14 protein-coding genes are annotated in these 12,356 nt (G+C 67.1%); 6 read left to right on the top strand and 8 right to left on the bottom strand.

The features are described from left to right. Nucleotides 1–6: 6 nt before the first annotated feature. Nucleotides 7–429 carry a DUF420 domain-containing protein gene (locus H261_RS02485; RefSeq protein WP_008613968.1) on the top strand — a complete coding sequence of 141 codons (423 nt, stop codon included), beginning with the start codon at nucleotides 7–9 and terminating at the stop codon, nucleotides 427–429. A gap of 32 nt (nucleotides 430–461) precedes the next feature. Then, nucleotides 462–1,313, top strand: a complete 852-nt coding sequence (gene cyoE / locus H261_RS02480; RefSeq protein WP_008613967.1) for a heme o synthase — start codon at nucleotides 462–464, stop codon at nucleotides 1,311–1,313. A gap of 31 nt (nucleotides 1,314–1,344) precedes the next feature. Here cyoE and H261_RS02475 read toward each other — a convergent pair whose 3' ends face one another. Further along, nucleotides 1,345–2,181 (bottom strand): hypothetical protein, encoded by an 837-nt coding sequence (locus H261_RS02475; RefSeq protein ID WP_008613966.1) that lies wholly within the window; start codon nucleotides 2,179–2,181, stop codon nucleotides 1,345–1,347. 261 nt (nucleotides 2,182–2,442) lie between these two features. Here H261_RS02475 and H261_RS02470 point away from each other — a divergent pair, with 261 nt between their 5' ends. After that, nucleotides 2,443–4,254, top strand: a complete 1,812-nt coding sequence (locus H261_RS02470; RefSeq protein WP_008613965.1) for an aminopeptidase P family protein — start codon at nucleotides 2,443–2,445, stop codon at nucleotides 4,252–4,254. A gap of 78 nt (nucleotides 4,255–4,332) precedes the next feature. Here H261_RS02470 and H261_RS02465 read toward each other — a convergent pair whose 3' ends face one another. The 3 genes from H261_RS02465 to H261_RS02450 form a co-directional block, all read right to left on the bottom strand. Further along, entirely contained in the window at nucleotides 4,333–4,737 is a 405-nt protein-coding gene (locus tag H261_RS02465; protein WP_008613964.1) for a bacteriohemerythrin, read from the bottom strand. A gap of 113 nt (nucleotides 4,738–4,850) precedes the next feature. Next, entirely contained in the window at nucleotides 4,851–5,111 is a 261-nt protein-coding gene (locus H261_RS02460) for a hypothetical protein (RefSeq protein WP_152426661.1), read from the bottom strand. A gap of 393 nt (nucleotides 5,112–5,504) precedes the next feature. Further along, complete coding sequence (locus tag H261_RS02450) at nucleotides 5,505–5,741, bottom strand: hypothetical protein (RefSeq protein WP_152426660.1); 237 nt, start codon at nucleotides 5,739–5,741, stop codon at nucleotides 5,505–5,507. A gap of 245 nt (nucleotides 5,742–5,986) precedes the next feature. Here H261_RS02450 and H261_RS02445 point away from each other — a divergent pair, with 245 nt between their 5' ends. Together H261_RS02445 and H261_RS02440 are read left to right on the top strand one after the other, a co-directional pair. Beyond that, nucleotides 5,987–6,334, top strand: a complete 348-nt coding sequence (locus H261_RS02445) for an ArsR/SmtB family transcription factor (protein WP_008613954.1) — start codon at nucleotides 5,987–5,989, stop codon at nucleotides 6,332–6,334. Continuing rightward, nucleotides 6,331–6,801, top strand: a complete 471-nt coding sequence (locus tag H261_RS02440) for an SRPBCC family protein (protein WP_008613952.1) — start codon at nucleotides 6,331–6,333, stop codon at nucleotides 6,799–6,801. Before H261_RS02445 ends, H261_RS02440 begins: the two co-directional genes overlap by 4 nt. A 9-nt stretch (nucleotides 6,802–6,810) precedes the next feature. Here the strand turns inward: H261_RS02440 and guaA are convergent, their stop codons facing one another. After that, nucleotides 6,811–8,367 (bottom strand): glutamine-hydrolyzing GMP synthase, encoded by a 1,557-nt coding sequence (gene guaA, locus H261_RS02435; RefSeq protein WP_008613951.1) that lies wholly within the window; start codon nucleotides 8,365–8,367, stop codon nucleotides 6,811–6,813. Between the two features lie 132 nt (nucleotides 8,368–8,499). Here guaA and H261_RS02430 point away from each other — a divergent pair, with 132 nt between their 5' ends. Beyond that, complete coding sequence (locus H261_RS02430) at nucleotides 8,500–8,988, top strand: hypothetical protein (RefSeq protein WP_008613950.1); 489 nt, start codon at nucleotides 8,500–8,502, stop codon at nucleotides 8,986–8,988. Between the two features lie 12 nt (nucleotides 8,989–9,000). On the opposite strand, the gene H261_RS02425 is transcribed toward H261_RS02430, so the two are convergent. The 3 genes from H261_RS02425 to H261_RS02415 form a co-directional block, all read right to left on the bottom strand. Then, nucleotides 9,001–9,654, bottom strand: coding sequence for an MlaC/ttg2D family ABC transporter substrate-binding protein (locus tag H261_RS02425; protein WP_235062851.1), 654 nt, complete (start codon nucleotides 9,652–9,654; stop codon nucleotides 9,001–9,003). An 80-nt stretch (nucleotides 9,655–9,734) separates the two neighbouring features. Further along, a complete protein-coding gene (locus H261_RS02420; protein ID WP_008613948.1) occupies nucleotides 9,735–10,226 on the bottom strand; it encodes a prolyl-tRNA synthetase associated domain-containing protein in 492 nt (163 codons plus the stop codon). Then, nucleotides 10,226–12,265 (bottom strand): putative bifunctional diguanylate cyclase/phosphodiesterase, encoded by a 2,040-nt coding sequence (locus H261_RS02415; protein ID WP_008613947.1) that lies wholly within the window; start codon nucleotides 12,263–12,265, stop codon nucleotides 10,226–10,228. Before H261_RS02415 ends, H261_RS02420 begins: the two co-directional genes overlap by 1 nt. Between the last annotated feature and the right edge of the window lie 91 nt (nucleotides 12,266–12,356).

The following is a 12,356-nucleotide window of genomic DNA, read 5'->3' as shown; positions in this document are numbered from 1 at the left end:
ACCCCCATGACCGCAGCCACCACCCTGCCCCACGTCACCGCCTTCCTCAACGCGGTGTCGCTGGGCTTCCTGATCGCCGGCTTCGTCCACATCCGGGCGGGGCGCAAGGACAGCCACCGCAAGGCCATGCTGGGGGCCGTGGCGGCCTCCGGCCTGTTCCTGGTCTTCTACGTGGTCTACCACTTCGCCGCCCCGATCTTCGTGTTCCGGGGAACCGGCGCGGTGCGGCCGGTCTATTACGCCCTGCTGATCAGCCATGTGATCCTGGCCGCCGTGGCGCTGCCCCTGGTGGCGCTGACCCTGCTGCGCGCCCTGAGGGGCCGTTTCGACCTCCACCCCAAAATCGCCCGCTGGACGTTGCCGCTGTGGCTTTACGTTTCTATCACCGGCATCGTTGTGTATCTTATGCTGTATCATCTATACACCTGACCCGCGGAGCAACCGCGGGCGCGGAGGCGGGTTTGACGTTCAGGCAATTCATCGAGCTTTTGAAGCCGCGCATCGCGCTGATGATCGCGCTCACCGCGATCACCGGCTATGGCGCCGTGGCGACCAAGGTCGACCCGGTGGCCATGCTGCTGCTGACCCTGGCCATGGTTCTCGGCTCGGCGGCCTCGGCGGTGTTCAACCACGTCTGGGACCGCGACATCGACCGGCTGATGCGCCGCACCTCGCGCCGCCCCATGGCCACCGGGGCCGGCACCCCGGCGGTGGGCTTCAGCCTGGCGGTGGTGCTGATGGTGGCCGGCATGGCCCTGGCCAGCACGGTGTTCAACTGGGTGGTGGCGCTGCACCTGTTCCTGGGCGGCTTCGTCTACGTGGCCATCTACACCGTCTGGCTGAAACGCCGCCACTGGACCAACATCATCATCGGCGGTGCCGCCGGCAGCTTCGCCATCCTGGCCGGAGCAGCCGCCGTGGACCAGACCCAGTGGATGCTGCCCATGGTGCTGGCCCTGGTGCTGTTCCTGTGGACGCCCAGCCATTTCTGGGCACTGGCCATCCTGCTGGCCGACGATTACCGCCAGGCCGGGGTTCCCATGCTGCCGGTGGTGGTGGGCAACCAGCGCACCGCCTGGTGGATCCTGGCCAACAGCGCCGCCCTGGTGGCCTCGTCGCTGCTGCCGTGGTGGCTGGGCCTGCTGGGCAACGCCTACGGCATCATCGCCGCCCTGTCGGGCGCCGTGCTGCTGGGCTTCAACGTGGTGCTGGTCAAGGATCCGTCGCGCCGCTGGGCCGGCTGGAACTTCGCCGCCTCCATGCCCTATCTGCTGCTGCTGTTCATCGCGGTGTTCGTGGACAAGCACTGGTAGGAAGGGGCACTGGCAGGAAGGGGAAGGGGCGCTATTGCGCCATCTCCGCCAGGCTGACGAACAGCGTGCCGAACACCTTTTCCGGCTCGCTGCCCCACTTCTCCATGAAGGCCGCCTTGCGCTCGGGCGAGAAGGCGTCGGGCCGGCAGGAGGCGAACAGGGCCTGGAACAGCCGCACCATGTGGGCCTCGCTGAACTCGCGCAGCACCTTGTCCTCGGGCCGCTTGGGGATGAAGGCGTTGGAGGCGGTGGAGACCGAGGACGGGCTGGAATTCATGATGATCAGGAACCAGTCCTTGCGCGGCTCGAAGCGCCGGAAGCTGCGCGCCATGGTGACCAGCACCTCCTCGAAGATGGCGCGGACCTCCTCGTCGGCATAGAAATCACCCCAGGCGACCGTCCCGTCCTCGAGACGGTGGCGCTCGGCGGCCTTGCCGGCCCGGGTGCGCAGCAGGTCGTAGGGTTCCTCGCCGATGATCATGCGCACCGCCGCGAAGAATTGCGGCAGATGCTTGCGCTCGATGCCGCTGTTCTTGTCGTCGAAACAGTTGGAGAAGGGCCGGGTGATGATCCGCCCCATGAAATCGGTGCGCTGCTGCTCGATGCGCCGCAGGGTGAAGGCGGCGTCGCAGCCGTCCTCCCACAGGGAATAATGCTCGCCCAGCGGGCCGCGGGCGGCCAGCACCGCCTTGGCGACCCGGCGGACATCGTCCATGGTGACGGTGCCGTCGACCGCCGATTCTTCCAGGATATCGGTCAATGCGAGGATGGCGACCGCCGCGACACTGCGGCATCGCTTGCCTCCCGGTTCTCTCGGCACCATGGCGCCGCCCGGTTCGATGGCCGGCACCGTTTCCTGCGCTCCCATATCATCTCACCTTGAGAGCTTGCATACGGCAGTTACCCATCCAAAATTATTACCAATGCTACTCACTTTTCCACACTTATTAAAGATAAGACTTAGGGCACTGGGCTTCCGGCTAGGGTATTTACCCGATCAAATACTGATGCTGCATTGCGGTATTCATGGGATTTGCATATTCCGCAATCTTCAGACCCAAGCTGTTCCAATTTTAGAGAGCCCAAATACCCCCTACCTGAGCCCCGGCAGATGGACTAAATTTCCGCCATGACCACTCAGCACTCACCGGCCGCCGCTTCCCTCCGCCTCGCCGCCCTGCGGCGCGAGTTGGAGCGCCGCAACCTGACCGGCTTCGTGGTGCCGCGCGCCGACCAGCACCAGGGCGAATACGTGCCGCCCTCGGCCCAGCGCCTGGGCTGGCTGACCGGCTTCACCGGCTCGGCGGGGGCGGCGGTGGTGCTGGCCGACAAGGCCGCGGTCTTCGTGGACGGCCGCTATACCCTGCAGGTGCTAAGCGAGGTGGACACCACCCTGTTCGCCCCCCTGCACCTGACCGAGCATCCGCCCCAGCGCTGGCTGGGCGAGGTGCTGGACCAGGGCCACCGCCTGGGCTTCGACCCCTGGCTGCACACCCCCGACCAGGTCCAGATCCTGACCAACGCCTGCGAGCGGGTGGGGGCCGTCCTGGTCCCCTGCCCGGACAACCCCCTGGACGCCGTGTGGACCGACCGCCCGGCGCCGCCCGCCTCCCCGGTGACGGCCCATCCCGAAGCCTTCGCCGGCCGTTCCGCCGCCGGCAAGCGCGGCGACATCGCCGCCGAACTGGCGCGCGAGCGCCTGGACGCCGCCGTGCTGAGCGCGCCGGAATCGGTGGCCTGGCTGCTCAACATCCGGGCCGACGACGTGGCCTTCACGCCGCTGCCGCTTGCCTTCGCCATCCTCCATGCCGATTCCTCGGTGGAGCTGTTCCTGGAACCCGGCCGCATCGCCCCCCAGGTGGCGGCGGGCTGGGGCGACGGCGTGCGGGCGGCGGCCCCCGCCCGGTTCGAGGCGGCGCTGCGCCGGCTGGGACGGGACGGTAAGCGGGTCCGCCTGGATTCCTCCTCCGCCCCCTTCCAGGTCTGGGAGACCCTGCGGGCGGCGGGGGCCCGGGTCGAGGGCGGCGCCGACCCCTGCGCCCTGCCGCGGGCCTGCAAGAACCCCGTCGAGATGGCCGGCACCCGCACCGCCCACCACCGCGACGGCGCCGCCATGGTCCGCTTCCTCGCCTGGCTGGACCGCGCCACCCGGAGCGGCAGCGTGGACGAGATGGGCGCCGCCGACGCCCTGGAAGGCTTCCGCCGTCCCGGCGAACATTTCCGCGGCCTGTCCTTTCCCACCATCTCGGGGGCGGGGGCCAACGGCGCCATCGTCCACTACCACTCGACACCCAAGACCAACCGCCCCCTGGCGGCGGGTGAGCTGTATCTGGTGGATTCCGGCGCCCAGTACCTGGACGGCACCACCGACATCACCCGCACGGTGCTGGTCGGCGACGCCGCCCCGGACGAGGCGCGACGCCGCTTCACCCTGGTGCTCAGGGGCCACATCGCCCTGGCGCGGGCCGTCTTTCCCGCCGGCACCACCGGCAGCCAGCTGGATGTGCTGGCCCGCCGGCCGCTGTGGGCTGCGGGGCTGGACTACGACCACGGCACCGGCCACGGGGTCGGCAGCTTCCTGTCGGTGCACGAAGGGCCGCAGCGCATCTCCAAGGTGGGCAACAGCGTGGCGCTGAGGCCGGGGATGATCCTGTCCAACGAGCCCGGCTACTACAAGACCGGCGCCTATGGCATCCGCATCGAGAATCTGGTGCTGGTGACGCCGCAGCCCGCCCCGGCGGGGGCCGAGCGCGACCTGCTGGGGTTCGAGACCCTGACCCTGGCGCCCATCGACCGCGCCCTGGTGGCGGTGGAGCTGCTGGAGGCCGGGGAACGGGAATGGCTGAACGCCTATCACGCCCAGGTACGGGACGAGATCGGGCCGCTGCTGGAGGACGCGGCGGAGCGGGACTGGCTGGAACGGGCGACGGCGGCGCTGTAGCCTTGTCTCGCCCTCTGCCTAAGCGCGCGCCTCAATGGCCGTAAATCGCGATGCGGGCCAGACTTGGCGCATATCGCTCTATTCCGCCCAGCCGTGTTCGAGGGCGAAGCCCGAGGTGACGTAATCCATGGTCGCCCGGTGCTCCAGGAACCATTGCGGCAGTTCGACGGCGAAGTAATCCTCGCAAGGATCGCCGCCTTCCAGGGCGCCGATCACCTCGTCCAGTTGGGCGATCACCCGCCGGTGCTCGTCGCGGTGCGGGTCGAGGGCGAAGAACCCGGTCTTCACCATCATCGCCTCTTCACGGGCGAAATGGCCGGCGCAGTGGCGGGCGAAGGCCCGGGCCAGGTCAAGGCGCTCGGACGGAGCCGCGGCGGCCAGGCGGTTGATCATCTCCACCGCCTCGCAATGGTCGTGATCGACGAAGCCGACCCCCAGCAACAGGGGATCGCCCCACCGGATGACCGCATGCCGAGGAATCATCGCCGCGCCTTCCCGACTCCAATGAAACGGCGGCAATTTACGCCTTTGCCGCCGGGACGCAAGGAAAAGCCCCATCCGCCATGGGGATATGGGGCCTGTTGGCGCACGCCGCTCTATCCGGCCAGCAATTGCGCCCGGTTGCGGAAGAAGGAACAGGCTAGGCAGGGATCGTCGCTGCGCAGCTTCTCCAGGTGGCCGATGCGCACCACCCAGCAATTGTCATGGTCGGAACGGCTGAGGTCGCTGCCGTGGACGCCGCGGCTCACCGAGGCCACCGCCTCGGGACAGCCGGCACAGGGCAGGCCGCTGGCGCCGCCATGGCCGGCGCAGGCCTGCCCCCCGTCATTATGACCGGACAAATCGTCTCCCTGCATGTCCACCTCCATGCACCCATCGAAATCCCAGGATCATCGGAAACTAACGAAAGGCCGTTACCGGCGAGATCAGGTGACGCAACCTGTCCACCAGCCGGGAGCGGACCGGAGCCCCCTGGTGCAGATCGCCGGCGCACCGTTCCACCTCGCGCGCACAGGCGTCATGGTGGGAACAGGTGGCATCCTCGGGGCAGTGGGCGATATCGCCCAAAATGACCAGGGCGTCCACCCAGATCCCACACTCGATGCAATTGGATGTCGCCGCGAACTTGCTTTGACAGGCCGTGGGCAGGTCACAATTCGTCATACGGCGATGATAGGGGGGGCGAGAGCGATTCTCAACCACAACTTCCATGCGGGATTGGCGGGGCGATCATGCGCCGGGGCCGAAGCCTAAGCCGACAGAGCCAAGACCCGGTCGTGCTCGGCGGCGGCGATGGCCGCCTCGGACAGCCGGGTCGCCAGGATCATGGCCATCCAGGAGCAGCCCAGGCGGCGCGGGCAGGACAGCAAGGCACTGCAGGAGCCGGCATTGCGCAGGACCGACAGGGCATGCTCGGCCAGTTCGGCTTCACCGGCCAGACCGATCAGCCTGTCGAAGGCGCACCGCCCGTTATCCTGCATCCCCATTATCCGAATCCCTGGTGACGAATATAGGGAATTGTACCTGGAATAAGGATAAGGACAATCGGGTGGAGCCCTCATTCATCAAACGATAATATTGACGAAAGATGATGGGCGCACATCACCTTGGATCACATCCGCCTTCCCTTTCCGCCGCCGCCACAACCGGAAGAGCCGGCCAGCGACAAAAGTTTCCCAGATCGGAAACTTTTCCCTTGCCTCTCCGCCACTCCCGGGGTTAGTTTCCATATATGGAAACCAATGGCGAGACGCTTAATCAGCTTTTCCAGGCGCTGTCCGACCCCCGCCGCCTCGGCATGGTCGACCGGCTGGCGCGGGGCCCGGCGTCGGTGAAGGATCTTGCCCAGGCCGGCGGCATGGGCATGCCCTCCGCCGTGAAGCATCTGAAGATTCTCGAGGCCGTCGGGCTGGTGACGTCGCAAAAGGCCGGGCGTGTGCGGACCTTCCAGGTCCGGCCGCAGGCGCTGCGATCCATCGACGACTGGCTGGCCGGCCATAAGCGCCTGCTGGAACAGGCCTTCGACCGCCTTGAACAGCTGATGACCGAGGAGCCGGAGCAAGGACCGTCCGCACCATGAGCCCGTACAGCCACACATCCTTCATCATCGAACGCACGCTGCCCGGCAGCCCCGCCCATGCCTTCCGCTTCTTCTCCGAGCCGGAACTGAAGCGGCGGTGGACGAGTTGCCACCCCGATTGGCGGCAGGAGGAGGCATCCCTGGACTTCCGCAACGGCGGCGGCGAAATCAGCCGGTTGCGGGCACCGGACGGCCGCGTGCACGAGTTCCGCGCCCATTACCTCGACATCGTCGCGGCGCGGCACATCGTCTACGCCTTCACCATGCGCACCGACGGAGAACTGGTTTCCAGCTCCATGGTGACGGTGGAGTTCACCCCGTCGCCGGCCGGGACGGCGATGCTCTATACGGAGCAGGCGGTGTTCCTGCGGGGCGAGCCCGACATAGCGCCGCGGCGGGAAGGCACCGGCCACGGCTTCGACCGGCTGGTCGCCGAAGTGGAACGCAGCCGGGCGGTCATCCAGTGACCGGCGGCCTCATTCCCACTCAATCGTCCCCGGCGGCTTGCTGGTGACGTCGTAAGTCACCCGGTTGATGCCTTTGACCTCGTTGATGATCCGATTCGCCACCCTTCCGATGAAAGCCATGTCGAAGGGATAGAAGTCGGCCGTCATGCCGTCGGTGGAGGTCACGGCACGGAGCGCGCAGGCGTAGTCGTAGGAGCGCGAATCACCCATGACGCCGACGGTACGGACCGGAAGCAGCACGGCGAAGGCCTGCCAGATCTCGTCGTAGAGGCCGGCCTTGCGGATTTCCTCGAGATAGATGGCATCGGCCTTCCTGAGGATGTCCAGATTCTCCCGCGTCAGCGGCTGGCCGGGGATGCGGATGGCCAGGCCGGGGCCGGGGAAGGGATGGCGGCCGACCATGTCGGCGGGCAGGCCCAGCTCGCGGCCCAGGGCCCGGACCTCATCCTTGAACAGCTCGCGCAACGGCTCGACCAGCTTCATGTTCATGCGCTCGGGCAGGCCGCCCACGTTGTGGTGGCTCTTGATGGTCACGCTGGGGCCGCCGGTGAAGCTGACGCTCTCGATCACGTCGGGGTAGAGCGTGCCCTGGGCCAGGAAATCGGCGCCGCCCACGGCGCGGGCCTCCTCCTCGAACACGTCGATGAAGGTGGCGCCGATGATCTTGCGCTTCCTCTCGGGGTCGGTGAGGCCGGCCAGCTTGTCCAGGAACAGCGCCGAGGCGTCCTTGTGCACCAGCTTGATGTTGAAGCGGTCGCGGAAGACGCTGACCACCTGCTCGGATTCGCCCGAGCGCATGAAGCCGGTATCGACGAAGACGCAGGTCAGCTGGTCGCCGATGGCTTCGTGCAGCAGGGCCGCCACCACCGAGGAATCAACGCCGCCCGACAGGCCGCAGATCACCCTGCCCTTGCCGACCTGCTCGCGCACCTTGGCGATTTCCTGGGCACGGAAGGCCTTCATGGTCCAGTCACCGGCGCAGCCGACGATCTTGTGGACGAAATTGGACAGCAATTGCTTGCCGATGGGAGTATGCACCACCTCGGGATGGAACTGCACGCCATAGAAGCGCTTGTCGGCGTTGGCGATGGCGGCGAAGGGCGCGCCCTCGGAGGTAGCCACCACCTTGAAGCCGGCGGGAATGGCCGTCACCCGGTCGCCGTGGCTCATCCACACCTGAACCTCGTCGCCCTTGACGGCGATGCCGTCGAACAGGGCGCAGGGCTCGCCGGAGACCTTCAGCATGGCGCGGCCGAACTCGCGGTGGTCGCCGGGCTCCACCTTGCCGCCCAACTGCTCGCACATGGTCTGCTGGCCGTAGCAGATCCCCAGGATGGGCAGACCCATCTCGAACAGGCCGTCCGGCGCACGGGGAGAGCCGAAATCGGCCACCGAGGCCGGGCCACCCGACAGGATCACCCCCTTGGGGCCGAACGCACGGATGCTGTCGACGCTCACCCGGTTGAAGGGGTGGATTTCGCAATAGACGCCGGCCTCGCGCACGCGGCGCGCGATCAGCTGGGTCACCTGCGAGCCGAAATCGACGATCAGGATACGCTCGGACATGACTTCCTCCGGGGATACAAGGGCGGGACTTTAGCGATTCGTCCAGAGCGGAACAAGTACTTGGCCGAGGTCAATTTCACACGCCACCCGGCGGTGATAGGGTCCTGACGAATTCCGCCGGAAGGATTATCCATGCGCCGTCTCGCCGCCTTGCTGCTCCTGCTGCTCCTGCCCGCCTGCTATCAGGTGGAAGGCGACACCGTTCCGGCCGCGGCCTCCATCCGGGTGGACGGCGTCAAGGACGGCCGCTACCGCCGCCCCGACGGGGTAGAGGTACGGGTGACCTGGAACGCGGCGGAAAAGCAATACGACGTGGCCACCAAGGACGGTCCCACCGGCAAGGCCCGCGCCGCCCGCCTGGCCCCCGGCCTGTTCCTGGTCCAGTACGCCGACGCCGCCCGCCTGACCCTGATGGCGGCGCCCAAGGGCGACGACGTGGCGCTGTTCTTCGCCACCAAGGAGGTCGAGCCGCGCCTGCTCAAGGCTCACGGCCTGGGGCTGAAGCCCGGCCCCATCAACGCTCTGACCGGCCCGGCCCGCGCCGTGGCCGACTTCTTCAAGGACCTGGCCGCCTCGGGCGACTTCAAGGAAGGCGAGAGGCTGGTCTATCTGGGATCTTGAAGCGGCGCCCCCTCACCCCGCCTGGGCGGCGTTGACCTTTTCGTTGGATTCGATCTTGCGCCGCAGGGCCTCCATCAGCGGCTCGATCTTGCCGCCCGACGAGCGCAGCACCGAGGCGAAATCGTCCTTCATGGCGCGGATCAGGCTGACGCCCTGGGCGGTCAGGTCCATGATCACCGGCTTGCCCTCGGCGGTGGTCGCCACCTCCCACTCCACCGGGATGGGCTCGCCCGGCTGGGAGGGCAGCGAGGCGGTGGACAGCACCTTGACCTTGCCGCCCAGGTCCAGCCCGTCATTGATCTTGAGGGTGGTGCCCGGTTCGGCGCGGCCCAGGATGCCCACGTAGGACGTCACCAGATAGCGGACGAACAGCTCGGAAAAGGCGACCTGCTCGGCGGCGCTGATCTTGCCCCAATAGCGCCCGAGAATACTGGCCGACAGCATGGGCGGATCGACGTAGCGGCGCAGCAGGTCGTCCAGCAGACGGCTGCGCTCGGACAGCGGGCGCTTCTGGCCGACGAAGGTGGAGATCCCCTCGTCCACCGCGGCCTGCACGGTCTTGCGCCCCAGTTCCACATCGGCGGCCCGGCCGGCGGCGGGCGCCAGGACCACCCCCAGTGCCAGCACCACAGCCGTCGCGACGCGCAGCAAGGAGGTCATCGCCATTTTCGGACACATCCCCTGTCGAAATACCTAGTTCCCGCAAAGGAAATAGCGCAAACCGGGGAGGCGGGGCAATACCCCGGCTATAGTTCGACCAGCAGAGGCATATGGCCGGTATGGCCGAGGAAGCGGAGCAACTCCGCCGGACTCAGCGTCGAGGTCATGTCGTTGCGCAGCGGATGATAGTTGATCCGCTCCTCGGCCATCATCCCGGCATCGAGGACCACCGTGACCCGGTGACCGGGATCGTTGATCACCGCGAAGGGGGTCACCGAGCCTGGCTCGATGCCCAGCACCTCGGCCAGCAGCGCCGCCGAACCGAAGGACAGTCGCGCCGAACCGATCCGCCCCGGCAGGGTCTTGAGATCGATGCGCCGGTCGGCGGGGGCCACCACCAGCCACAGCCACCCCTTGCCGTCCTTGAGGAACAGGTTCTTGCAGTGGACGCCGGGGATCGAACCCCAGACCCGGTGCCCTTCCTCCACCGTGAAGGCCGGGTCATGCCGGTGGGTGACCGCCCGGATGTCCAGGCGGTCGAACAGGGCGAACAGGTCGTCGGGCGTGGCCGCCGTCATCACAGCCTGTCGATGGGCTTGGGCACCGCGATGTGGAAGCCCTGGCAGAGATTTATCCCCATCTTGCGCAACAGCACCATGGTGGCCTCGTCCTCGACGAACTCGGCGATGGTGATCATGCCGAAGCGCCGCGCCATGGAGTGGATGTGCTCGACCATGATGCGGTCGCGCTCGTCGGTGACCACATGGCGGATGAAGCTGCCCTCGATCTTGACGTAATCGACGGTGATGTACTTGAGATAGAGGAACGACGAGAAGCCCGAGCCGAAATCGTCCAGCGCGAAGCCCAGCCCCGTGCTGCGCAACTCGTTGATCATGGCGACGATGTCGCCGAAATGGGGCAGGGCTTCCCGCTCGGTGATCTCCAGCACCACCCGGTCGGCGGCCACCCCGGCCTCGGCCAGACGGCGGGGGATGGCCATCATGCGCTCGCGGTCGGTCAGGCTCTTGGCCGACAGGTTGACGAAGATCTTGGCGTCGCCCAGCTTGCCCGCCGCCATGGCGGCCAGGGCGCCGTCGAACACCGCGGCGTCGATCTCGCCGGCCAGCCCCAGTTCCTCGGCGGATTCGATGAAGTCGCCGGCACAGACCGCCTGATCGCCGTCCACCACGCGGGCCAGCACCTCGTAGGCGGCGACGGAGCCGTCCTGGGCGGCGACGATGGGCTGGTAGAACGGCACCAGCCGCCCCTCGGCCAGGGCGCTGCGCACCATCTCGCCCTGGCTGAAGATGGCCACCGTGGCGTCCTCGCCCTCGCCGATCACCGCCACCTGGTTCTTGCCCGAGCGCTTGGCCTTGTAGATGGCCACGTCGGCGGCGATGGCCAGTTTCTGGGCGTCGTCGGCATTGTCGGGATAGCTCACCAGCCCGACCGAGGCGGTGATGCGCACGCCGCCCACCGGCAGGCCCAGTTGGCAATCGGCCACCGCCTGGCGCAGCTTCTCGGCGGCGGCGATGCCCTCCTCCATGGTGGTTTCGGGCAGCAGCACCGAGAACTCGTCGGCGCCCACCCGCGCCACCACGTCGGTGCGCCGCACCTCGCGGTACAGCACGCTGGCCAGTTCCTTCAGCGCCAGATCGCCGATGGGATGGCCGAAGGTGTCGTTGATGTTCTTGAAATCGTCGAGATCGATCTGGGCGACGCAGAACGGATGGCCGTGCCGCTGGGCGCGGTCGATCTCGTGGTCAAGAAACTCGTCGAACTTGCGCCGGTTGTACAGCCGGGTCAGCGGGTCGCGGATGGACAGGTCCTCCAGCCGGTGCTGGTAGTCCTCCACCGTGCGCAGCAGCTTGTTGAAGTAGTCGGAGAGGTCGGCCACCTCGGCGATGATGCCGTTGGTCTCCACCCGCCGGGACAGGTCGGTGTGCTGGATGATCTCCTGCATCAGCCCCACCATGTTGGTGATGGGGCGCGCCACGAAGATCTTCAGCTTGAAGTACAGCGCCGCCGACAGCAGCAGCAGGATGGCGAAGAAATAAGCCAACACCGTGTTCAGCACGTAGTCCAGGGACACCTTCAGCGCATGCACCGGATAGACGATGTCGATGACGCCGTTGATGTCGCCCACCTTGGCCACCGTATGGCAGGCCAGACACTCCTCCTTGACCACCAGGGGATAGAGGTAGCGGATGCCGGTGGGGCTGGGCAGCAGGGTTTCCTTGCCGGAGGCGAACACCTCCTGCAGCAGCGGGTCGTGGCGGACGATGGCGGCGTCGTTGGCGTACTCGCCGTACTGCTCGATCACCGGACGGCCGCGGATCACATGGATGGACAGGTCGGGCAGCGCCGCCTGCAGGCGGGTGATCACGTCGCCGATCTCGTCCTTGCTCCAGCCCTTGCGCATGGCGGCGTACAGGGTCTCGAACACCAGGGTCGAGGTCTGCCGCGCCTCGTCGCGGGCAAGGTCGTGCACCGACTTCTCGCGCACATGGCCGGAAATGAGGACGACCACGCCCAGCGCCAGCACGGTGGCCGTCAGGGACAGCAGAAACACCACGCGGGTGATGCTGATCCTGGCCTTGATCTTCACGTTGTCCATTTCCCCCCGGAATACATCAGGTCAACGCCCTACTCCCCACGTCCTTGATACTCATCAAGAGCAGCCCTGTCCAACATTTCGACGGGACGCA

Source organism: Paramagnetospirillum caucaseum (assembly GCF_000342045.1).
Classification (GTDB): Bacteria; Pseudomonadota; Alphaproteobacteria; order Rhodospirillales; family Magnetospirillaceae; genus Phaeospirillum; species Phaeospirillum caucaseum.
Note: the sequence above shows the minus strand (reverse complement) of the source record. Positions and strands in the feature narration are given on the sequence as shown.